Here is a 22032-nt window from a genome sequence, read left to right as displayed (position 1 = left end):
TGTCAGGCCGTGGCCTGGGTCGGGCGCAGGGACGGTTCCTGCGCGTTATGGCGCGTGATGCCGGCCAGCCTTGTGCGCTTGAGCATCAGGGCGTTGACGGCGACGATCGCCGAGCTTCCCGACATGGCCAGCGCGGCAACCTCCGGGCTGAGCAGGACAGGGTAGAGGACGCCGGCGGCGAGGGGAAACGCGACGACGTTGTAGGCGACGGCCCACCACAGGTTCTGGTGCATCTTGCGCAAGGTCGCATGCGAGAGTTCGACCGCGCCGACGACGTCGTAGGGGTCGCTCTTCATAAGCACGACGTCGGCGCTCTCGATGGCGACGTCGGTGCCGGCGCCGATGGCGAAGCCGACATCGGCCTGGGTGAGCGCGGGCGCGTCGTTGACGCCGTCGCCGACCATGCCGACCTTCTTGCCCTGCGCCTGCAGTTCCTTGATCTTGCTGGCCTTCTGTCCGGGGAGGACGTCGGCGAGCACCATGTCGAGCCCGAGGTCGCCGGCGATCCGCTGGGCCGTGCCGGCATTGTCGCCGGTGAGCATGGCGACCTGCACGCCGCGTTCCCGCAACTTGGCGACGGTCGCAGCTGCCGTCGGACGCGGCGCATCGGCGATGGCGACCAGGCCGATCACCTTACCGGCGCGCGCCACGTGCACCACCGTGCGGCCGGCGCCCTGCAGCCTCTGCGCATCCGCTTCGATCGGCCCGAGATCGAGCTTCTCGAGGTCCATCAGCCTGCGGTTGCCCAGGAACACCGTATCGCCATCGACGTCGGCGCGGGCGCCCATGCCTTCCAGGTTCTCGAAGGCCTTCTGTGCGGGTACGGCGAGGCCCTGCGCACGGCGCAGGATGGCTTGCGCCAGCGGGTGGCTGGAGCCCTGCTCGACGGCCGCTGCCGCTGCCAGCACGTTATCGGCGCTGGCTCCAGGGGCCGTCACCACCTCGACGACCTCCGGCTGGCCGACGGTCAGGGTGCCGGTCTTGTCGAAGATGATGACGTCGAGCTTCGTCGCGTCCTCGAGCGCCGCGGCATTCTTGAACAGGATGCCGTTCATGGCGCCGAGGCCGGTGCCGACCATCACCGCCATGGGGGTTGCAAGGCCAAGCGCATCGGGACAGGCGATCACGAACACGGTGATCGTCAGCGTCAGGGCGAAAAGCAGCGGCTGACCCAGCCAGAAATACCAGGCCACGAAGGTGAGGAGCCCGATGATGATGGCGATGAGCACCAGCCATTGCGAAGCACGATCGGCGAGCAGCTGCGCAGGCGCCTTGGAATTCTGCGCCTCCTGCACCAGCTTGACGATCTGGGCGAGGGCCGTGTCGGCGCCGACCTTGGTGGCGCTGTAGCGGAAGGTACCGCTCTTGTTGATCGTCGCGCCGATCACCGCGTCTCCTGGCTTCTTGCCGACCGGCATGGATTCGCCGGTGAGCATCGATTCGTCGACCTGCGAGATGCCGTCCGTCACCGTCCCGTCGACCGGGATCTTGTTGCCCGGGCGGATGACGATGGTGTCGCCCACGACCACCTCGGCGGTCGGGATCTCGAGTTCACGGCCGTCGCGGAGCACCGTCGCCTTGGGCGGCGCCAGATCGAGCAGCGCCCGGATCGCCTCCGAAGCGCCCGCCCGCGCCCGCATCTCCAGCCAATGGCCCAGCAGGATGAAGACCAGGAGCACCGCGGATGCCTCGTAGAACTGCTGGCCTTCGAACAGGAACGTCGTGCCGACGCTGAACAGGTATCCCGTGCCGACGCTGAGCAGCACCAGTACGGCCATGTTGAGGACGCCGTTGCGCAGCGCCCGGACCGCGGCGACGACGAACGGCCAGCCGGGGTACAGGATCGCCGCCGTGGCCAGGAAGAACAGCCAGAGGTCGAGGCTCAGCCCGAACGGCGGCGCCGGCGGCGTGAACATTCCCATAGGCGAGTACAGGAAGATCGGTGCCGCGAAGACGAGGCTGACCCAGAAGCGGTTGCGCATGTCGCGCACCATCCCCTGCATGTCCATGCCGGCACCATGGCCCATTTCGTGCGCCACCTCGGGCGCCATCGGGCGTGACGGCTTCGCCGCGCCCGGGGCGGCGTGGCCGCCATGGTCGTGGCCATGCCCCTTCGCACCCGCCGCGGCTGCGGGCTCTGCATGCGCACCGTCGGGGTGCGTCGCACGGATGTGACTGGGCACGACCTCGCCCTTGCAGTGGAAGCCGCACTCGTCGATCTTCTCCTTGAGCAGCGAGATGCCGACGACGGCATCATCGTACTCGACGGTCACGCTGTTGGAGGCGATGTTGGACGTCGCCCGCTTTACCCCGCGCAACTGGCCGAGTTGCTTTTCGACGCATTGATAGTCGAGCATGGACAGCATGCCGCTGACATCGAGAGTGGCCGTCTTCATCCCTGGGACTCCTCTTGACCGGGTCGACCAGGTTGCTTGACTGGTCATCGTGTTGCGACGGCTCCGCCGCCGCGCGTTCGCGACCGGATTGCGCCACCAGACGTTGCCGGGGCTGCCAGCCGGTCGACCTCCTGGCTATCGCGAGGGCGCCCGCAAAACCTTGATGCAGATTAAATTCAGTCGGGCCCGCCTGAGGTAGCGTCCAGACGATCGAAGGTCCGGCAGTCGACAATTCTGTGGCTGCGGGACCGGACGTGAACCTTTGACAACCACTCCAGCCGCGAACCGTCGTCATGCGTATTGCTCCAGTGCTTGCAATTCTGGTCGTGGGTGCCGCCGCGGGGGGCGGATATGCATACTGGTCGCAGCTGCAGGCCGCCCGCATCCCCGAAGGGCTGGCGCGCGCCAACGGCCGCATCGAGGTCGAGCGCGTCGACGTCGCGACGAAATATGCCGGCCGCCTGGCCGAGGTGCGCGTCGACGAGGGGGCGGTCGTGCAGAAGGGCGACGTTCTCGTCCGTGTCGACACGACCGAGACCCTGGCTCAGCTGGCCGCGGCGAAGGCCGCCGTCCACCGCGCCCACCAAAGCATCGCCCGTGCCCAGGCCGACGTCGTCCTGCGCGAGGCCGAGCTGAAGCTTGCCGAGACCGAACTCGGACGGGTCGTCGAACTCGTGCGCACCAGCGCCTCGGCTCCGGCGGAGCTGGACCGGCGCACGGCGCAGCGGGACGTCGCGAAAGCGATCCTCGAGAGCGCCAAGGTCGCCGTCGAGGATGCCAATGCCGCCACCGAGGCAGCCTTGGCCCAGGTGACGCAGATCGAAGCCGTGATCGCCGACATGACCTTGAAGGCGCCGGTCGCCGGCCGTGTCGAGTACCAGCTCGCCCAGGAAGGCGAGGTCGTCCCGCCCGGCGGACGCGTGCTGACGCTGCTCGACCTGTCCGATGCCCACATGACGATCTTTCTGCCCACCGGCCAGGCCGGGCGGGTCGAACTCGGGTCGGAGGCGCGCATCGTCCTCGACAGCGCCCCCGAATACGTCGTTCCGGCCATGGTCGAATTCGTCGCCGCGGAGGCGCAGTTCACGCCGAAATATGTCGAGACGGCGAATGAGCGGGAAAAGCTCATGTATCGCGTCAACCTGCATGTCGATCCGCAATTGCTGCGGGCCTATCAGGGCTACGTGAAGGCGGGCATGACGGGCACCGCCTATGTGAAGGTCAACAGCACCGCCACGTGGCCGGCCAATCTCGCGCCGAGGCTGCCGAATGTCCCCTGACGACACCGAAACGTCCGTTCGCGTCGAGCAGATCGTCCACCGCTATGGCGAAACGCTCGCGCTCGACGACGTCAGCCTCGCGATCCCGGCCGGGGCGAGCGTCGCCTTCGTCGGTCCCGACGGGGTCGGCAAGTCGACCCTGCTTGGCCTGATCGCCGGCGTGCGCCGCATCCAGTCCGGATCGGCCACGGTCCTTGCCGGCGACATGGCTTCGCGCGCCCATCGCGACGCGGTGGCTTCCCGCATCGCCTACATGCCGCAAGGGCTCGGCCGCAATCTCTACCAGTCGCTTTCGGTGGTCGAGAACATCGACTTCTTCGGTCGGCTCTACGGGCAGAGCGCCGAGGAGCGCCGGGCCAGGATCGCGGTTCTGCTCGAAGCCACCGGGCTCGCACCGTTCCCGGATCGGCCCGCCGGCAAGCTGTCCGGGGGGATGAAGCAGAAGCTCGGGCTGTGCTGTGCGCTGGTCCACGATCCCGACCTTCTGATCCTCGACGAGCCGACGACCGGCGTCGATCCGCTGTCGCGCCGCCAGTTCTGGGACCTGATCGACCGGATGCGCGCAAGCCGCCCCTCGGTGACGATCCTGGTCGCCACCGCCTACATGGACGAGGCCGCGCGCTTCGAGCGCATCGTGGCGATGGACGAGGGCAAGGTGCTGGCCGCCGGCCCGACATCGGAGGTTCTCGCACGCGTGGGCGCCGGCACCCTAGAGGAGGCCTATGTCGCCCTGCAACGGCCCGAACGCCGCGGCGAACGCTCGCCGCTGGTCATCCCAAAGCTGGTTCAGGCGGGCGGTCCGCCGGCGATCTCGGCGGAGAACCTCACCATGCGGTTCGGCGACTTCACCGCCGTCGACCATGTCAGCTTCGAGATCGAACGGGGCGAGATCTTCGGCTTCCTGGGTCCCAACGGCTGCGGCAAGTCGACGACCATGAAGATGCTCGCGGGACTGTTGCCGGCGACCGAGGGACGCGCCGAGCTGCTGGGCAAGCCTGTCGACGCCCGCGATATCGCTACGCGCATGCGGATCGGCTACGTGTCACAGTCCTTCTCGCTCTATGAGGAGCTGACGGTGCGCGGCAACCTGGAGCTGAACGGCAGGCTGTTCCGCATTTCCCGCGGCGAACTTCAAGAGCGGGTCGACGCTGCGCTCGGGCGCTTCGACCTGGCCGCCGTCGCCGATGCGTTTCCGCCGGCGTTGCCGCTCGGCATGCGGCAGCGGCTCCAGCTCGCCGCCGCCTGCCTGCACAGGCCCGAAGTGCTCATCCTGGACGAGCCGACTTCCGGCGTGGACCCGGCCGCCCGCGACCGTTTCTGGCGCCTTCTGGCCGAGATGTCGCGCCGGGACGGAGTGACCATCTTCGTCTCGACGCACTTCATGAACGAGGCGGAGCGCTGCGATCGCGTGTCGCTGATGAATGCCGGCCGCGTGCTGGCGATCGGGACCCCGGACGACGTGCGCGAAGGCCGGAATGCGGCGAGCCTCGAGGATGCGTTCATCGCCTATCTCCAGGAGGAGGCCCAAAGCCCGGCGCTGCCCGCGGCGAACCAGGCTCCGGACCTGAGCGCCGAGGTGGCAGCCATTGCCGGTCCGGAGCTGGCGGCGGGACGCGACCGCAGCGCGTCCGACCGCACTGTCGCTGCGTCCCTCTACCGGATCTGGACATTTGCGCGGCGCGAAGCGATCGAGGTGCTACGCGATCGCATCCGACTGGCGTTCGCGCTGCTCGGACCGATCATCCTGATGGCAGCCTTCGGCTACGGCATCTCGTTCGACATCGAGAAGCTTCGCTATGCGGTGCTCGACCGCGACCAATCCTACGAAAGCCGGCTCGTTCTGGAGCAGTTCTCCAATTCGCGCTACTTCGCCGAACGGTCGCCGCTGGCGAGCGAACTCGAGATCGATCGGCGCCTGCAGTCGGGGGAACTGCGCTTTGCCGTCGACATCCCGCCGGGCTTCGGCCGGGATCTGCTGCAAGGACGCCAGCCCGAGGTCAGCTTCTGGCTGGAAGGCGGCAATACCTTCCTTGCCGAGACCGCCCGCGCCTATATCGGTGGCGCGGTGCTGGCCTATACCAACGAGCGCTACCGCCGCGCGGAGGGCAGGGAGCCGCAACTGCTCCCGGTCTCCGTCGAGCCTCGGTTCCGATACAACCAGGACTTCCGCAGCGTGTTTGCGATCACGCCGGGAAGCATCATGCTCCTGCTGATCATTTTCCCGGCAATGCTGACCGCGCTCGGCGTGGTGCGGGAGAAGGAACTGGGCTCGATCACCAACGTCTATGCGTCGCCCGCGACAGTCGGCGAGTATCTTCTCGGCAAGCAGCTGCCCTACATCGCCGTGGGCATCCTAACCTATGCGAGCCTGCTCGTCATGGCGGGCGGCATTCTGGGCGTCTGGCCGAAAGGATCGATCATCGCACTTTCCGTTGCCGCGGCTCTCTACGTATTCGCGGCCACGGCCTTCGGCCTTCTGGTTTCGGCTTTCGTGTCGACCCAGGTCGCGGCCATCTTCGGCACCGCCGTCGTCACGGCGATGACGGCTGCGCATTACTCGGGCTTTCTCATTCCCCCGTCGGCGCTCGAGGGCCCGGGCCGCCTGATGGGCCTCATCTTCCCGTCGCTGTGGTTCCAGACCGTCAGCCTGGGCGTGTTCGCCAAGGGGCTGGGCATGAGCGCATTCCTGAAGGAAATGGGCGTGCTCTTAGGCTTCGGCATGGCGTTCTTGTTGGCCGCGCGCCTGGCCGTCCGAAAGCAGGGGGCCTGACCGTGCTGCGCTGGCTGCAGAATGTGCTTCGGCTCGGCTTCAAGGAGCTCGCCAGCCTGTCGAGCGACGTGGTGATGATGGCGCTCATCGCCTACGTCTTCACCTTCGCGGTCTATACCGAATCGACCGCCATGCGGACCGACGTGAACAACGCGCTGGTCGCGGTCGTGGACGCGGACCAGTCGGCGCTGTCCGCCCGCATCAAGGATGCGCTCCAGCCGCCCTTCTTCCAGCCGCCGCGCGAGATCGACCGCTCGGAGGTCGATCGGTTGCTGGACAAGGGCTACTTCACGTTCATTCTCGAGATACCGCCGAAGCTCGAAGCCGATCTGATCGCAAACCAGGGCCCATCCATCCAGATCAACGTCGATGCGACGGCCGTGAGCCAGGCCGCCGTGGGCACGGCCTACATCCAGCAGATCATCGCCCGCGAGACCGCCGCGTTCCTCAAGGCCGAGGGCGCCGGTTCGGTCATTCCCATCGAGCCGGTTGTCCGCGCCATGTTCAACCAGAACCTGGAGGCGATGCGGTTTTCGGCAAGCATGGGGGTGATCAACAACATCACCATCCTTTCCATAATCCTGGTCGGCGCGGCCGTCATGCGCGAGCGCGAGCGCGGCACCATCGAGCACCTCCTGGTGATGCCCGTGCGATCGAGCGAGATCGCGGTCGCCAAGATCTGGGCCAATGCCTTGGTCGTACTGCTCGCGGCCGCCTTCTCGCTCCGCGTCGTGGTCAACACCGCGCTCGGCATCCCCATCGTCGGTTCGGTCGAGCTGTTCCTCGTCGGGGCCGCCGTCTACCTGTTCGCGGTCACCTCGCTCGGGATCATGCTCGCCACGATCGCCAACTCGATGCCCCAGTTCTCGCTCCTGTCCATCCCGGTGTTCGTGCTGATGTTCCTGCTGTCGGGCAGCTTCGCCCCGTTCGAGAGCATGCCGCCGTTGCTGCAGGACATCATGTACATATCGCCGTCGACGCATTTCGTGCGTTTTGCCCAGGCCGTGCTCTTCCGAGGTGCGGGCCTCGACGTCGTATGGATGGATCTTTCGATCATGGCATCGCTCGGCGCCGCCTTTCTGGCGACGGCACTGTCACGCTTCCGGGTCATGTTGGCGCGGCAGACCTAGTCTCGCAAATTCGGATCGGCATGGCGGCATGCGCGACAAGCCGCCGTTGCCAATGCGGCCCAGGCCGTTTTCCGAGGCTCTCCCTCCAACCATCGAGGTCCGACATGTGCCTATCTGCTGAGGTCAGCTTCGCCGCGGCGGCCATCCTGGTGCCTGCCGGGACCGCCACCATCGTCCGAGCCATCCGCAGCGATGTGCGCTATCTGGCGATCGGCACGCTGCCGCTGCTGTTCGGCCTGCAGCAGTTCGTGGAGGGGCTCGTCTGGACGGCCGGTGCCGCCGGTGATGCCGCTCTCGCGAGCCAATATTCGCTCGTCTACATGTTCTTCACCTGGATCGTCTGGCCCATCTGGGTGCCGCTCTCGGCCTATGCAATCGAAACCGGGGCACGTCGGCGCATCCTCATCCCCTTCATCATCGCAGGCGCGATGCTGGGCGGCCTGCAATATTTGCCCTATTTCGCCCATCAGGGCTGGCTGACGACATCGTTCTTCCAATGGTCGGTGCGGTATCAGGATATCAACCTGCTCGATTATCTCATTCCTCGCACGGTGACATACGCGATCTATTTGACGCTCGTCATCGTGCCGTTCCTTCTGGTGCGTGACCGCGACGTCAAGATTTTCGGATTGCTTGTCATGGCGGTGGTGGTCGTCACCTATGTCTTCTTTTCCTACGCCTACATCTCGGTATTCTGCTTCGGTGCGGCCATCGTCTCCCTCCACCTGATCTACATGGTCTGGCACAAGGGACGCGCAACAGGCAGCCGGGACGCAGCCCAGCCAGGCGGGAGTCGCTCGAGGACACTATGATTGGAAATGGCGATGTCTGGGCGATTGCATATCTGTCGGTGGAGTGGGCAATCCGCCTCGTGATGGTGGTGGTGGTGCCCTTGCGGCGTTCGGCGGAGGCATCGCGCAGCTGGCTGCTTCTGGTGTTCTTCCTGCCCATTCCGGCGCTGCTCATCTACCTTCTGATCGGAAGGCCGACCTATCCTGCCTGGCGCCGCAGGCGGTTTGGCAGGTTGAACGCTGTCCTTTCGGCGGCCTCGAAGGAGATAAGGCACTCGCAGTTCTGCCGGCGTCCGGACCTGCCCGCCAATCTGGAGGGTCCGGCCGCCCTGATCGAGAAGCTCGGCCATTTTCCGGCCCTGTCGGGGAACGAGATCGAGTTCGTCTCCGACTATGGCGAGGCGATCGACCGGCTGATCGCGGACATCGACGGCGCGCGCGAGACCGTCCATCTGATGTTCTACATCTTCGTCGACGACGAAACCGGCCGCCGGGTCATCGATGCGCTCGACCGCGCCGCCCGGCGCGGGGTCAAGTGTCGTGTGCTTATCGATGCAATCGGCTCGCGGCGATGGGCGGGGCCGGTGTCCGCTCAACTCGCGGCCGCCGGCGTGCAGGTCCAGCTGGCGCTGGAAGTGGGGATATTCCGCCGCAGGTCGGCACGCGCCGACCTCAGGAACCACCGCAAGATCGCCGTCGTCGACAGCCGCATCGGATATGTCGGCTCGCAGAACATCACCAATGCGGAGTTTCGCAGCGGCCTGATAAACGAGGAACTCGTCGCAAGGGTCGTCGGACCGGTCATCGCCGAACTCCAGGCCGTCTTCGTCGCCGACTGGTACATGGAAACGGGCGAGAAGCTCGACGCACCCGCCCTGTTCCCCCACAACGCTCCCGGCGCCAAGGTGGTCGCCCAGGTGCTGGCGAGCGGACCAGACCATCCAGACGCCGGCATCGGTCACCTCATGGTCGCGCTCGTGCACGGCGCCAACGAGCGGATCGTGCTGACGACCCCCTATTTCGTGCCCGACGAGGCCCTTCTGCAGGCGTTGAAGATCGCGGCGCTGCGCGGGGTCGAGGTGCACCTTGTCGTCTCCTCGCTCGTAGACCAGGTCCTGGTAAGCTGGGCCCAGAGATCCTATTATGCGGAGCTTCTCACCGCCGGGGCGCGCATTCACCTCTATGAGGGGCGCTTCCTGCACGCCAAGCACGTCACGTTCGACGATGACATCGCGCTTGTCGGCTCCAGCAACCTCGACATCCGGTCGTTCGTGCTGAACGCCGAAATCAGCCTCGTCGCCTTTGCTCCGCAGGTCGTCGACCAGTTGCGACGGGTGCAGGACCGCTACTTCGCCACAAGCACCGACCTCAAGCTCGACATCTGGGAGGCGCGTTCGGTCTTCAGGAAGATCGGCGAGAACATCGCGCGGCTGGCAAGCCCGCTCCTGTGAGCGGAACGGGCTGAACGGCCTTACGACTCGACCTCGATAATGTCGCCGGCCGATCCGGCGTAGTCGAGCGCGTAGGCAAGCTCGCCGGAGGTCTCGGCGTGGACATGCAAATAGGGCTGGCCCCGGTCGATCTCGTCGCCGAGGCGAATCTCCATGTGGATGCCGGCTGCCTTTGTGTCGGGCGCGCCTGCGAGCTTGGCCAATCGGGCAAGCTTGCGGTTGTTGATGTGGACCACGCGTCCGGCGCGCGGTGAGACGAGCGCGTGGACCATGGCTGCCTTCGGCGGCGTGCGCAGGCCGCCCTGCGCCTCGCAGATCGCCGCGAATTTCGCCCAGGCACGGCCGTTGCTCAGCGTTTCGAGCGCCAGTGCGGCGCCGGTTCCGCGCTCCGCCTTGCCCCCGATCTCCAGGGCGGCACCTGCAAGCATGGCGGCGCGGCGGCGCAGGTCCTCGGGCGCACCCGGCGCATTCTGCAGGACGGCAAGGACGTCGAATGCCTCGAGCGCAGGTCCGATCCCGCGCCCGACGGGTTGCGAGCCGTCGGTGCGGATGCAGGTGACCTCGAGGCCGAAGCGCGATCCGACCGCGCGCATCCGCGTTGCAAGGCCGTCGGCGGCCTCCTCGCTGCGCACCTTGGCCGTCGAACCCACGGGAATGTCGATCACGACATGGGTGGAGCCGGCGGAGATCTTCTTGGAAAGCACGGATGCGATGAGCTGCCCCTCAGTGTCGACGTCGAGTTCACGCTCGACGCGGACGAAGATGTCGTCGGCCGGGCTCAGATGCACGGCACCGCCCCATGCGACGCAGCCGCCCTCGGCTTCGACGACGCGTTTGAGGGTCGCGACGTCGAGGTCCACCGGAGCCAGCGTCTCCATCGTGTCGGCCGTGCCGGCCGGCGAGGTGATGGCGCGCGACGAGGTCTTGGGCATGAGCAGCCCGTTCGCGGCGACGATCGCCACCACGATGGGCGTGGTACGGTTGCCCGGCAGGCCGCCGATGCAATGCTTGTCGACGACGATAGGGGCATCCCAGCCGAGGCGGTCGCCAACGCCCACCATGGCGGCGGTGAGGTCGGCCGTTTCGGCTTCGTCGAGGGGCAGGGCTGCACTCGCGGTGAGGAAGGCGGCGAGATGCACGTCGGTGTAGCGACCGGCGGTCACGTCCCGGACGATGTCGGTGAGGGCGCGTGCGTCGAGGCGGTTGCCATAGATGCGCCGGCGCACATTGGCGAGGGACTCGATGGCAGGCGCATGGGTCACGCGCACTTCCTCGCCTTCCCGGACCCCAAGGGCCGTCCAGGCGGTTTCCGACAGTCCGGCGTCGTCGATCCCGAGCATCGCGTCGCCCTCGACCTGGAACAGGGTCGCCTGTACCTGGCGCCCGCCGGCGGAAACGAGCACCTGCGAGCGGGCCGAAAGCCCCTCGGCCCGGCAGACGTGGCAATCGGTGCGCATCACCACGACGGGCTGGTGCTGGGTGTGCAGGCCGAGCCGCCTGGCGTGCAGTGCGGGCTGCGCGAAGGGAGCGGCGGAACCGTGCGACTGGGTCATAGCTCGAAGACCTGATCCTGCCGCGGCGTGGTGGCCTCCCACCCGAGCTCACGGTCGATCCGCACGCGCAGCGCTTCCGATGCCTCGTCCTCGCCGTGAACGATGAAGACGCGGTTGGGCCGCTTGCGGAAGCCCGAAAGCCACCGCACCAGTTCGTTGGAGTCGGCGTGGGCCGACAGCATCGGCAGCTCCGCGATCTCGGCGCGGACCGGAATCCACTCGCCATGGATCTTGATTTCCTGTGCGCCCTGAACCAAGGCGCGGCCGCGCGTTCCCGCGGCCTGGAAGCCGCCGAACAGGATGGTGTTCTTGGGCGACGGGGCGTTGGCCTTCAGGTGGTGCAGCACGCGGCCGCCGGTCGCCATGCCGCTCGCCGAGATGACGATCTTCGGGTAGCGGCTCGCGGTGATCGCCTTGGACGCCTCGACATCCCTCGTATAGGTCGCGACGGCGCAGATGGCGTCGCAGACCTCGGGCGGCAGGCGGTGATCGGCGCTGTGCGTATGAAGCAGTTCCGTCGCATCGATGGCCATCGGACTGTCGAGGAAGACGGGAACGTCGGGAAGCCGGCCGGCCGTCTTGAGTTTCCACAGATGATAGAGCATCGACTGGGCGCGGCCGACCGCGAATGCCGGTATCAAGAGGGTGCCGCCACGGCGGACGGTCCGCTCGATGATCGCGCCGAGCAACTCGGACGGGTCGCCCGCCTCGTGCACCCGATTGCCATATGTGGATTCGACGATGACGTAGTCCGCTTCCGGCACCGCCACCGGGTCGGGCAGCATCGGATCGTCGTAGCGTCCGAGATCGCCCGAGAAGACGACGCGGCGGCCTGCCCATTCGATATCCACCGTGGCCGCGCCCAAAATGTGCCCCGCGTGACGATAGGTTGCGGTGGCTCCGCCCGGAAGCTTGACGGGTTTGTCGAAGGACACGGGCCTGAACTGCGACAAGGCGCGCTCGGCATCGGCGACGCCATAGAGCGCCAGCGCCGGCTTGTGCTTCGAATAGCCCTTCCGGTTGGCGTATTCGGCGTCCTTTTCCTGGAGATGCGCACTGTCCATCAGGATGAGTTCACTGACGTCCTTCGTTGCCGCCGTGGCGAAGATCGGCCCGCGGAAGCCATCCCGCACCAGCTTGGGCAGATAGCCCGAATGGTCCAGGTGGGCGTGGGTCAGGACGACGGCGTCGATGCTCGACGCCTCGACGGGAAGCTGCGCCCAGTTGAGTTCGCGCAGGTTCTTCAGGCCCTGGAACAGGCCGCAATCGACCAGGATGCGGCTGCCCTGGTGACTGAGGAGGTGTTTCGAACCCGTGACCGTGCCGGCGCCGCCGAGGCTGCTTAAGGTGAGCATCTCTGATCTCATTTCCCTGGTGTCTTGAGGTCGGCGGGATTGCCGCTTCCATCAACGGCGGCGCGCTCGGCCGGCGTGAGCAGGCCGTCGCGCGGCCAGCCCGCGAGTGTTGCCGCGCCGTCGACGAGATGCGCCCATGAGCAGCGGTTGGCGAACAGAAGCCCCGCCACGTCGAGCGTTCCCCCGCGGCTGATGTAGCCGCGCGCCTCGGTCCGCTGCGGTCCGCCATCGAGGCGGCGCAGGAGGCCGATCATCGGCTCGGGCCGGGTGTGGGTGATGATGAGGCGCGGCAGGTGCGGCGGGAAGAGCTTCGCGAGCTCTTCGTCGGTTGCGGTGAAGGCCGCTTCGAGCGGGTCGCGCGGGATGCGGAAGCGTCCCGGCTCGCCAACCGCCGTCACCGCCACCCTCCGGCCGCGCGCCTTGAGCCTCTCGGCCGCCTTGAGCGCTTCCTCGAGCTGGTAGGCGCCGATGGCGACGAACTGGAAGTCGGCGGCTGCGGGATCGCCTTCGACATGGGCCGCGCCCGTGGCGACGAAGCGCTGCGCCGCCGCGCCGTCGAGACGGTTTGGCATGTCGCGCTTAGACACGATGATGCAAGCGACCTGGCCACGGCCCTGGTAGACCGACTGCAGCGACGCCATCGCGCTGTTGGCGTCGACCGGGAACAACACGCGTGCGGTGTCCGACATCTCGCCGAGCAGTGCCTCGCCGATGGTCGGATCCTGGTGGGACTGCTCGTTCTTGGAGTTTTCCCAGGTGTGCGAGGTCACCACGACCGGAACCGAAATCCAGCCGGGTTTGTGCCCGACCTCGCGCTGCCGCCGCGCGAAGATGATCTCCTGGCGCAAGCCGCCGAGCATCTTCATGGCGAAGGCTTCGTAGCTGACGATCAGGTTGATGCCGCCTTTGTTGGCGACCGCCGCCCCGGCGACGGCTTCCTCGTTGAGGGCCGTGATCACCGCGCCGTCCTTGGCCTCGGCGACGCCCGGTTCGGCGATGTTGACCCGGTGCCGCAGCCTCTCGAGCGTCGCACCCATGTGGTTCGAGCTCAATTCGTCGGGATTGCCCACGCGTGGCCGCAACTGCGGATTGGCGTCGACGACGCGGACGAACCAGCGGTCCAGCGCGTGCATGGCGCAATCCGCGGGCGCGTCCGGCATCGCCCATTTGGGCTCGGGCAGGCTCGGCGCCGCGGGATGCCGGACAGCCAGTGGGTGACCGCTTTCGCGCGGCCGGCCCTGGGACCGGTGGGTCGCCAGCGCCGCGACGGAACGTTCGATGTCCTGGGGAGATACGTAGAGCGCCCTGGCCGCCTCGTTGAACGCATGTCGGGCGGCCTCGTCGCGGGACGGATTGCCGCCGAGGGGCAGGTTGTGCGCGGCGTTGGTGCCGGCTCCTGGAAAGCCGAAGCCCTTGACCGTTTCGGCGATCGCATAGGGGACAGGTGCCGGATAGCGGCGATCGGGGCCGTCGCGGAACTGCTCCAGCCGGCCCTCGCCGGTGAGGATCGCCCATACGAATGCCGCCGGATCCCTGCCGTCGATCACGATCGGATCGAAGCCGTTGAGGCGCAGATGGGCCTCGAGCCAGCCGGTGCCGCCCTGCTGGGCGATCTGGGCGCGTTCCTCGATCCGCCGTCCGTTGAGGATCATCACCGGTATGGCCAGTCCACAATCCTCGGCGCGCCACCAGCGCGGTGTCCAGTCCGAGCCCCGCTGCTCCTCGAAGGCGCCGTCGCTCAGGAACGCGACGAGGCTCTCGCCGGGCAGCGCCATGTGGGCGTACTGCACCTCGGCGAAGCCGAGATAACCTCCCTCGGATATCGCGCCGGCGGTGTTCGGTCCCGCATGGCTGCCGATCGGAACGGCCGGCCGGCCCTCGGCGTCGATCGCGTAGGAGTAGAAGTCGGCGGCGAGCTGCGACAATCCCTTTTCCGTACGGTCGTAGCGACCCTTCTGTGCCGGTGAGACATCGCCTGTCAGCGCATTGACCGCCTCGATCGCTGCGACGCAGTGGCCCTGGCCCATCACCCAGGATCTGGTCTTGGCGCTCAGCGTGTTGGCGGCGAGATAGCCGACGAAGGCCGGGACCATGTTGAGCGAGCCGCCGGTATGGCCTTCCGGAGAAGGTTTGAAATCCTCTGGCGCGAGAGGCGCACCGGACAGGTCGACGCGGCGCGCATAGGTCATGTGGACGACGGTCCACATCGCCGCGCAGGCCAGCCTGTCGGCGGCCGCAAGCAGCCCGTAGAGCTTTTCAGGGTCGAACCGTCTGTCCGATGCCAATCGGACAATGCGCTCCACCGTCTGATCGGAGTGGATGATGGGGCCGTATCCCCTGCGCCAGGTTTCGAATGCGGATGAAGGTCTGTCGGTCATGATGCCACCTCGTTTCGGTGTCGGGTCTATTCGCCGGGCCTGGAGACGCCGCTCGTCCATGGCGGCGGGTCGCTTGCCGGAAAGGAGTCGAAGCCGGCACCCTCGACTTCGTCCATCGGCTCGGGCGGGCGCCTGTGGCGCACGAGATCGCCATCGGCTGCGCCCAGCGCATCGATGGTCCCCGCAATCAGCGGCGCGAGACGGATGGCGTTGCTTTCGTGCCGGACCGAATCCGTCGACACGATGCGGTCGGCCACCTGGAGGAGATTGCGATAGGACTGCTCGGCGAAGATGCCGTGGACGACCGCACAGACCGGCCGTGGGAAGCCCTGGAGCGGCAGCTGGCGCGCGGCGTCGATCAGCGTGTGGCCGGACGAGGCGATGTCGTCGACGAGAACCGGCTGGCGCCCGCGCCATTGCGTGAGGTCGGGCACGGCGACCTCGACATTGCGGTCGCCGTGCCGGATCTTGCGCAGCACCGCATATGGCGCGCCGATGCGTGCCGCGATGGCCGCAACCCACTGCTCGCTCTCCTCGTCCGGGCCGATAACCAGCGGGCTTGCGACCTCGGCGGCGATCCAGGCGGCCAGAAGGGGTGCGGCATGCAGCGCAACGGCAGCAATCCCGTAGAGCGAGGACAGCGTCGGATAGCGGTGAAGGTGCGGGTCGACCGTGACGAGCCGGTCGAAGGTGGAGGATACGAGCCGTGCGAAAGTCTTCGACGTGACGGCCTCGCCCGGCTGGAACCGGCGGTCCTGGCGCATATAGGCCAGGTAGGGGGCGATCAGCGTTACCTGCGTCGCGCCGAGGCTGCGGGCAGCATCGGCCGCGAAGGCGAGGCCAAGGAAGCCCTCGTCGGGCCGCGCCAGGGTGCAGACGAAATCGACGGGGCGATCTGCGACGTCCGAAAGGATGCGCACATAACTTTCGCCGTCGGGAAAGCGGCGCGTCTCAAGGCGGCCGAGCTCCCACCCCCCGGTCGTCGCCAGATCGCTGGCGAAGGTCTCGTTGCCCGGCATCGGCAGGATGAGGCGCATCTGGAAATCACCTACTCGGTCTGGTGCCTGCCCACCCGCGAATGCGGTTGGGCTCTATCGTGACCGACCTTTGCCGCTCTCCGGCCGGCAGTCCTTGATCCAGGTTAAATCCGGCGCGATCGACGCGCCGGATGCAGGGGGAGGGCTGTCCAGCCGAACCGCCGAGCTGGCCGGCGGCGACCGTCACCTGGCGAAGAGCGTGCCCTTCCTGCCTTCGAGGATGGCGCGGGCATCTTCGAGCCGGCCGATGCCGGCAATCCGGCCGTCCTTGGCCGCGAACGCCATCGCGGCTTCGACCTTGGGGCCCATCGAGCCGGGCGGGAAGGAAGCGGGATCGAGGTCGCCGGGCCGGACGCCGCTGATACGAGCCTGCCGCGGCGTTCCCCAGTGCTGGTAGACGGCCTCGACGTCGGTGAGCATCAGGAATGCGTCGGCCGCGAGCTCGTTCGCAAGCAGGCCCGCCGCGCGGTCCTTGTCGATGACGGCCTCTATGCCGACCAGGTCGCCGGCCCCGTTCTCGATGACCGGAATGCCGCCGCCGCCGGCGCAGATTACGGTGACGCCGTTTTCGACCAGGAGCCGGATCGTGCCGATCTGGGTGATCTTGCGCGGCAGCGGCGAGGGCACCACCCGGCGCCAGCGCCCCTTGCCTTCCTCGACGAGCGGCCAGCCGTGGAGGCGCGAGACCTCCTTGGCCTCGGCGGCGTCGTAGGACGGGCCGATGGGCTTCTCGGGCTTGTCGAAGGCGGGGTCGCTGCGCTCGACCTTGATCTGGGTGAGGAGCGTGGCGAGCCGGGCGCCTTGCGGCAGCGCGTTCGCCATCTCCTGCTCGACCAGATAGCCGATCATGCCGACGCTTTCGGCGCCGAGTATGTCGAGCGGGTAGGGCGCGACGTCGGTGTAGGCGGCGGCCTGCAGGGCAAGCAGCCCGACCTGCGGGCCGTTGCCATGGGCGACGACGATCCTATGGTCCCTGGCGAGGTCGGCCAGGGCAAGTGCCGCCTTGCGGACATTGGCGCGCTGCACCTCGGCGGTCATCGGCTCGCCGCGTTTGAGGAGGGCATTGCCGCCCAAGGCTACCACGATCAGCATCTCACGCACCCAGTGTCGCGACCAGGATGGCCTTGATCGTGTGCATGCGGTTCTCGGCCTGGTCGAAGACGACCGATGCTTCCGATTCGAACACCGCTTCGGCGACTTCCATGCAGTCTATGCCGAACTGCCGGAAGATCTTCTCGCCGATCTCGGTCTCGCGGTTATGGAAGGCCGGCAGGCAATGCATGAACTTGGCATGGGGATTGCCGGTCGCCGCCATGATCCCGGTGGTGACGCGGTAGGGCGTCAGGAGCTTGATCCTTTCTGCCCAGACCGAATCCGGCTCGCCCATCGACACCCAGACGTCGGTGTAGACATAGTCGCAGCCGCGCGCGGCCTCGACCGGGTCTTCCGTCAAGGTGATCTTTGCGCCGGTCTTGCCGGCGATGGCACGGCACTGTTCGACGAGTGCCTCGTCCGGCCAGCATGCCCTGGGCGCGCCGAGCCTGACGTCCATGCCGATCTGGGCGGCTCCGGCCAGCAGCGAATTGCCCACGTTGTTGCCCGCGTCGCCGAGGAAGCAGAAGGCGATCTGCGACAGGTGCTTGCGGGTAAACTCGCGCATGGTCAGGAAATCGGCGAGTATCTGCGTCGGATGAAACTCGTCGGTCAGGCCGTTATAGACCGGAACCCCGGCATAGGCGGCCAGGGTCTCGGCCTGCTGCTGCCCGAAGCCACGGTACTCGATGGCATCATACATGCGGCCGAGCACGCGGGCGGTGTCCTTCATCGACTCCTTCTTGCCTATCTGGGTGCCAGTCGGCCCGAGATAGGTGACATGGGCACCCTGATCATAGGCGGCGACCTCGAAGCCCGTCCGGGTTCGCGTCGAATCCTTCTCGAAGATCAGGGCGATGTTCTTGCCCTTCAGGCGCTGGCTTTCGTAGCCACCATATTTGGCCTGCTTGAGCGACGCTGACAGGCGAAGCAGGAAGCGGATCTCGTCGGGTGTGAAGTCGAGCAGCTTGAGGACGCTGCGGCCCTGCAGATTGACTGGCATGTCGTCCTCCTCAGACCGGGTCGCGCACCAGCGGGCAGGTCATGCAATGGCCGCCGCCGCGGCCGCGGCCCAGCTCGGCGCCGGGCACGGTGATGACCTCGACGCCCGCCTTGCGCAACTGGGTGTTGGTGTAGGTGTTGCGGTCGTAGGCGACGACGACGCCGGGCTCGAGAGCGACGACATTGTTGCCGTCGTCCCATTGTTCGCGCTCGGCGATGTAGGCGTCGCCGGCGGTCTCGACGACGCGGAGCTTCTGCAGGCCGAGCGCCTCGGCCACCACCTCGACCAGCCGCCGGTTTTCGGCGCGGACATCGAGGGTGCCGGCCTTCTCGCCGGGCCGGATCGAATAGGGCTCGATCCTCTCGGCCACCTCGGCAAACACGGTGACGAGGTCGCGGTCGCAGAAGGTGAAGACCGTGTCGAGATGCATGGAGGCGCGCTCGATCGGCAGCTTGCAGGCGACCACGTGGCTGGCGCCGCCCTGGGCGAAGAGCGACCGAGCCAGCTGGCCAATGGCCTGCGGGGTGGTGCGCTCGCCCATCCCGACGAGCACGAGCCCGTTGCCGAGCGGCATGACGTCGCCGCCCTCGAGCGTCGCCAGGCCATGATCCTGGTCGGGGTCTCCCCACCAGACGGGGAAGCCGGCGTCGCGGAAATCCGGATGGAACCGGTAGACTGCGGCGATGTTGACGGTCTCCAGCTTGCGTGCGTTCCAGCGCATCGGATTGAGCGTCACGCCGCCATAGATCCAGCAGGTGGTGTCGCGGGTGAAGAGGTGGTTGGGCAGCGGGGGCAGGACGAAATCCTCCGGCCGCAGCACGGGCGCCAGTAGGCCGCCGGGCTGCATCGGCAGCTCGGCCCGGCTCATGCCGCCCATCAGGATCATGGACAGGGCATCCGCGTCGACCTCCATCAGATGCGCCTTCAGGTCGTCGGCCAGCCCGACGCCGACGGTATCCTCGTTGACGCGACGTTCGAGCAGCCAGCGGCGTGCCTCCGGGATCCTCATCGTGTCGGCCAGGAGTTCACGCAAAAACACGACCTCGGCGCCGCGATGACGGATGGCGTCGACGAAAGTCATGTGCTCGACGCGCGCCTGTTTGACCCAGATGACGTCGTCGAACAGCAGCTCCCGGCAGTTCGACGGTGTCAGTCGCGACAGCGCGGCACCTGGGCGGTCGACGAGCACGCGGCGCAGTTTGCCCACTTCGGAGTGGACGCCATAGGTGATGGACATGGAAGGCTCCTTTGAAATTAGCTCAGCAGGGCTGCGAGGCTGAGGCTCGCGGCAATGATGACGGTCAGAATGAGAAGCAGCGGCCACATGAAGCGCAGCCAGCGTTCGTAGGGGACGCGCCCGATGGCCAGTGCGCCCATCACCACCGCGAAGGTCGGGTTGATCAGGTTCACCAGGCCGTTGGCGGACTGATAGGCGGTGACGACCAGCTCGCGGCCGACACCGGCGAAATCCGCCACGGGTGCCATGATCGGCATGGTCAGCACCGCCAGCCCCGAGGACGAGGGCACGAAGAAGGAAAGCAGTACCTCGATCCAGTACATCACGTTGATGAAAGCGACCTGCGGCAGCCCGGCGACGGAAAGCTCGGCCCAGTTCAGGATCGTGTCGGTGATCTTTCCGGCATCCATCACCACGACGATGCCGCGCGCCAGGCCAATGATGAGGGCAACGCCGAGCAGGTCGCGCGCGCCGCTGAGGAAGGCATCGACGAACTTCGCTTCGCCCGGATGGGCGATCAGGCCGACAAGGACGCTCGATGCCAGGAACAGGCCGCTCATCTCGCCCATCCACCAGCCGCCGAGCAGCACGCCCCAGATCATCACGGCGAAGGTCAGCGCGAAGACGGCGAGGATCAGCTTGTGCCGGCCGGTGAACTCCAGCGTCGCCACCTGGGTCGAGAGGAAATGCGCCTCGTTTTCGGCCTTGCGGTCGTAGACGAGCGACTTCGAGGGGTCGAGGCGTACCCGTTCGGCGTAGCGCATGACGTAGACGACCGCGGCAAGCCAGCTGAGACCCAGTATGGCGAAGCGCAGCACGATGCCCTGGGTGAAGGGAATGCCGGCGGCGTCGGAGGCGATGACCGTCGCGAACGCATTGACGGTCGAGCCCAGCACGCCGACTCCTGCCCCGAGCAGGATGATTGCGACGGCGGTCACGGCGTCGTAGCCGGCGGCGATCATGATCGGGATCAGCAGGACATAGAAGGCAAGCGTCTCCTCCGCCATGCCGTAGGTGGTGCCGCCGATGGCAAACAGCGCCATCAGCACCGGGATCATCCACTTCTCCCGGCCCCGGAGCGCCGTCATGGCGCGGACGATGCCGGCGTTGATGGCGCCGGTCGAGGCGACCACCCCGATGAATCCGCCGATGACCAGCACGAACAAGGCGACGTCGATGGCGTTGGCCTGGTTGGTCGCCGGATTGTAGAGGCCGGCGATGGGGGCCATGATCACATCGAACACGCCCTGGGGGTTGGGATCGGTGAGCGCATAGGTGCCGGCAACCGGGACCTCGCGGCCGAGTGCCGCATTGAGGGTGCGCTGGTACTGGCCGGCCGGGATGATCCATGTCAGCGCGGCGACGACGATGATCAGGCCGAAAAGGATCGTGAAGGCGGTCGGAAATCGGAATCGCCGCTTCTGCGACGTGTCTGAAATAGAGGTCATGACAAGTTCCCCTGTGCGTTCGGGGAGCAGCGATGTCCCCCAAATCCCTGCGGCGAGCTGGACCGCTGATTGGGATCCGCTCCTTCGAACTGCGCTGCGGTTCTTGCCGCCCGCTCTTCGTGCCGTGGTCGCGACAATGTGCGCCGGGGGGCTGTTTATCTTTGATCTAGATTAAATCCCGCGGTCGCATCTCCGCCTATCGTTCCTTCATGATGGCAAATCATCCGGCTCGAAGCCGTTCGGGCGATGGCCACGGCGAGGAAGGCCTCGCGTGCGTCGCCCAGGTCGAGCGCCGATGACCATGGAAAGGATGCTCCGATGAGATACGCAGCACGTGTGGCTCTTGCGATCGGCCTGGCGATGTCGCCGGGCCTGGCCTTGGCGCAAAGCGACGCCCACCATCCCAAGGCCGGCAGCGGCGCCCAGCCGGCACCGCAACAGGATGCCATGACCGGACCATGCGCCCCGATGATGCAGATGATGCAGATGATGAGTGGCATGGGGCAGCAGATGACGGGCGGCAATATGGGCCAGCAGATGATGGGTGGCGACATCGCCCAGCAGATGACTGCCTGCATGAACAGCCTGCCCGAAGCATCGAAGGCCTACATGGCCGCCATGAGCGGCATGAATGCACAGATGATGGAAGCGATGGTCGCGGCCGACCCCGATGTCGCCTTCGTCAAGGGGATGGTCGCCCACCATCAGGCGGCGATCGGGATGGCGAAGGCAGCTCTGCAGCACGGCCGCGACGAGCGGGTGCGTGGCTGGGCGAACGACATCATCAAGGCCCAGCAGGGCGAAATCGACGAAATGCAGAAGTGGCTGCGCGAGCGCGGCCAGTAAAACCAAGACGTTTGCGCCGGAACGGCGCCAAGGCAACACCAGCAAAGGGAAATGACCATGACCACCGAAACGAAAGCCAATCACGTCCACGGCGGGTGTGAAGAGCATGCGCACGACCACGCTGCGGCAGCCGGGCATTGCGGCGACAAGGCGCAGGCTGCGCCGAAGGCGTCAGGCGGCTGTTGCGGAGGCTCCGAACGGAAGCCTGCCCACGAGCACGGCGGCGGCTGCTGCTCGGGCGATGCCGCGCGCGGCGCCAAATAGT

General features: G+C 66.9%; 16 protein-coding genes. 7 read left to right on the top strand and 9 right to left on the bottom strand.

The annotated features are described in order from the left end of the window. Positions 1–2 precede the first annotated feature (2 nt). The gene (locus tag J2X50_RS15865; RefSeq protein WP_429096418.1) at positions 3–2396 is read right to left on the bottom strand and encodes a heavy metal translocating P-type ATPase; all 2394 of its coding nucleotides are present in this window, start codon (positions 2394–2396) and stop codon (positions 3–5) included. Positions 2397–2689: 293 nt separating this feature from the next. Between J2X50_RS15865 and J2X50_RS15860 the strand changes: the two genes are divergently transcribed. The 5 genes from J2X50_RS15860 to cls all read left to right on the top strand — a co-directional run bounded on the left by J2X50_RS15860 (position 2690) and on the right by cls (position 9818). Continuing rightward, the gene (locus J2X50_RS15860) at positions 2690–3676 is read left to right on the top strand and encodes an HlyD family secretion protein (protein WP_429096417.1); all 987 of its coding nucleotides are present in this window, start codon (positions 2690–2692) and stop codon (positions 3674–3676) included. Beyond that, positions 3666–6446, top strand: a complete 2781-nt coding sequence (gene rbbA, locus J2X50_RS15855) for a ribosome-associated ATPase/putative transporter RbbA (RefSeq protein ID WP_429096415.1) — start codon at positions 3666–3668, stop codon at positions 6444–6446. The genes J2X50_RS15860 and rbbA overlap by 11 nt, the downstream gene beginning before the upstream one ends. Positions 6447–6448: 2 nt before the next feature. Then, the gene (locus J2X50_RS15850) at positions 6449–7576 is read left to right on the top strand and encodes an ABC transporter permease (protein ID WP_429096413.1); all 1128 of its coding nucleotides are present in this window, start codon (positions 6449–6451) and stop codon (positions 7574–7576) included. 104 nt (positions 7577–7680) lie between these two features. Continuing rightward, positions 7681–8388 (top strand): DUF6629 family protein, encoded by a 708-nt coding sequence (locus tag J2X50_RS15845; RefSeq protein ID WP_429096411.1) that lies wholly within the window; start codon positions 7681–7683, stop codon positions 8386–8388. Continuing rightward, the gene (cls, locus tag J2X50_RS15840; RefSeq protein ID WP_429096409.1) at positions 8385–9818 is read left to right on the top strand and encodes a cardiolipin synthase; all 1434 of its coding nucleotides are present in this window, start codon (positions 8385–8387) and stop codon (positions 9816–9818) included. Before J2X50_RS15845 ends, cls begins: the two co-directional genes overlap by 4 nt. Positions 9819–9838: 20 nt before the next feature. On the opposite strand, the gene J2X50_RS15835 is transcribed toward cls, so the two are convergent. From J2X50_RS15835 to J2X50_RS15800, 8 genes are all read right to left on the bottom strand, one after another. Further along, positions 9839–11371 carry a thymidine phosphorylase family protein gene (locus J2X50_RS15835; RefSeq protein WP_429096408.1) on the bottom strand — a complete coding sequence of 511 codons (1533 nt, stop codon included), beginning with the start codon at positions 11369–11371 and terminating at the stop codon, positions 9839–9841. Then, positions 11368–12726: an MBL fold metallo-hydrolase RNA specificity domain-containing protein gene (locus tag J2X50_RS15830; protein WP_429096406.1), complete on the bottom strand. Its 1359-nt coding sequence runs from the start codon at positions 12724–12726 to the stop codon at positions 11368–11370. The genes J2X50_RS15835 and J2X50_RS15830 overlap by 4 nt, the downstream gene beginning before the upstream one ends. Before the next feature lie 8 nt (positions 12727–12734). Then, complete coding sequence (locus J2X50_RS15825) at positions 12735–15104, bottom strand: xylulose 5-phosphate 3-epimerase (protein WP_429096404.1); 2370 nt, start codon at positions 15102–15104, stop codon at positions 12735–12737. 26 nt (positions 15105–15130) lie between these two features. Then, the gene (locus J2X50_RS15820) at positions 15131–16141 is read right to left on the bottom strand and encodes a ribose-phosphate pyrophosphokinase (protein ID WP_429096402.1); all 1011 of its coding nucleotides are present in this window, start codon (positions 16139–16141) and stop codon (positions 15131–15133) included. Between the two features lie 183 nt (positions 16142–16324). Continuing rightward, on the bottom strand, positions 16325–17233 hold the full coding sequence (gene arcC, locus J2X50_RS15815; RefSeq protein ID WP_429096400.1) for a carbamate kinase: 909 nt from the start codon (positions 17231–17233) through the stop codon (positions 16325–16327). Between the two features lies 1 nt (position 17234). Then, positions 17235–18236, bottom strand: a complete 1002-nt coding sequence (gene argF / locus J2X50_RS15810; RefSeq protein ID WP_347965587.1) for an ornithine carbamoyltransferase — start codon at positions 18234–18236, stop codon at positions 17235–17237. Between the two features lie 10 nt (positions 18237–18246). Beyond that, positions 18247–19473, bottom strand: coding sequence for an arginine deiminase (gene arcA / locus J2X50_RS15805; protein ID WP_429096398.1), 1227 nt, complete (start codon positions 19471–19473; stop codon positions 18247–18249). Positions 19474–19490: 17 nt separating this feature from the next. Beyond that, positions 19491–20921 (bottom strand): YfcC family protein, encoded by a 1431-nt coding sequence (locus J2X50_RS15800; RefSeq protein ID WP_429096396.1) that lies wholly within the window; start codon positions 20919–20921, stop codon positions 19491–19493. A gap of 318 nt (positions 20922–21239) precedes the next feature. Here J2X50_RS15800 and copM point away from each other — a divergent pair, with 318 nt between their 5' ends. Both copM and J2X50_RS15790 read left to right on the top strand, forming a co-directional pair. Then, complete coding sequence (gene copM / locus J2X50_RS15795; protein ID WP_429096394.1) at positions 21240–21767, top strand: CopM family metallochaperone; 528 nt, start codon at positions 21240–21242, stop codon at positions 21765–21767. 51 nt (positions 21768–21818) lie between these two features. Next, a complete protein-coding gene (locus J2X50_RS15790) occupies positions 21819–22031 on the top strand; it encodes a hypothetical protein (RefSeq protein ID WP_429096393.1) in 213 nt (70 codons plus the stop codon). The last annotated feature ends 1 nt before the right edge of the window (position 22032 follow it).

The sequence above is a fragment of the Aminobacter sp. BE322 genome (assembly GCF_050433525.1).
In the GTDB taxonomy this organism is placed as follows: Bacteria; Pseudomonadota; Alphaproteobacteria; order Rhizobiales; family Rhizobiaceae; genus Aminobacter.
Note: the sequence above shows the minus strand (reverse complement) of the source record. Positions and strands in the feature narration are given on the sequence as shown.

Bases quoted from the DNA above. Each gene is read 5' to 3' on its own strand.
- J2X50_RS15790 (WP_429096393.1), top strand. From the start codon at position 21,819: ATGACCATGACCACCGAAACGAAAGCCAATCACGTCCACGGCGGGTGT.
- arcC (WP_429096400.1), bottom strand. From the start codon at position 17,233: ATGCTGATCGTGGTAGCCTTGGGCGGCAATGCCCTCCTCAAACGCGGC.
- rbbA (WP_429096415.1), top strand. From the start codon at position 3,666: ATGTCCCCTGACGACACCGAAACGTCCGTTCGCGTCGAGCAGATCGTC.
- J2X50_RS15800 (WP_429096396.1), bottom strand. From the start codon at position 20,921: ATGACCTCTATTTCAGACACGTCGCAGAAGCGGCGATTCCGATTTCCG.
- J2X50_RS15825 (WP_429096404.1), bottom strand. From the start codon at position 15,104: ATGACCGACAGACCTTCATCCGCATTCGAAACCTGGCGCAGGGGATAC.
- copM (WP_429096394.1), top strand. From the start codon at position 21,240: ATGAGATACGCAGCACGTGTGGCTCTTGCGATCGGCCTGGCGATGTCG.
- J2X50_RS15860 (WP_429096417.1), top strand. From the start codon at position 2,690: ATGCGTATTGCTCCAGTGCTTGCAATTCTGGTCGTGGGTGCCGCCGCG.
- cls (WP_429096409.1), top strand. From the start codon at position 8,385: ATGATTGGAAATGGCGATGTCTGGGCGATTGCATATCTGTCGGTGGAG.
- J2X50_RS15865 (WP_429096418.1), bottom strand. From the start codon at position 2,396: ATGAAGACGGCCACTCTCGATGTCAGCGGCATGCTGTCCATGCTCGAC.
- arcA (WP_429096398.1), bottom strand. From the start codon at position 19,473: ATGTCCATCACCTATGGCGTCCACTCCGAAGTGGGCAAACTGCGCCGC.
- J2X50_RS15835 (WP_429096408.1), bottom strand. From the start codon at position 11,371: ATGACCCAGTCGCACGGTTCCGCCGCTCCCTTCGCGCAGCCCGCACTG.
- argF (WP_347965587.1), bottom strand. From the start codon at position 18,236: ATGCCAGTCAATCTGCAGGGCCGCAGCGTCCTCAAGCTGCTCGACTTC.
- J2X50_RS15820 (WP_429096402.1), bottom strand. From the start codon at position 16,141: ATGCGCCTCATCCTGCCGATGCCGGGCAACGAGACCTTCGCCAGCGAT.
- J2X50_RS15830 (WP_429096406.1), bottom strand. From the start codon at position 12,726: ATGCTCACCTTAAGCAGCCTCGGCGGCGCCGGCACGGTCACGGGTTCG.
- J2X50_RS15845 (WP_429096411.1), top strand. From the start codon at position 7,681: ATGTGCCTATCTGCTGAGGTCAGCTTCGCCGCGGCGGCCATCCTGGTG.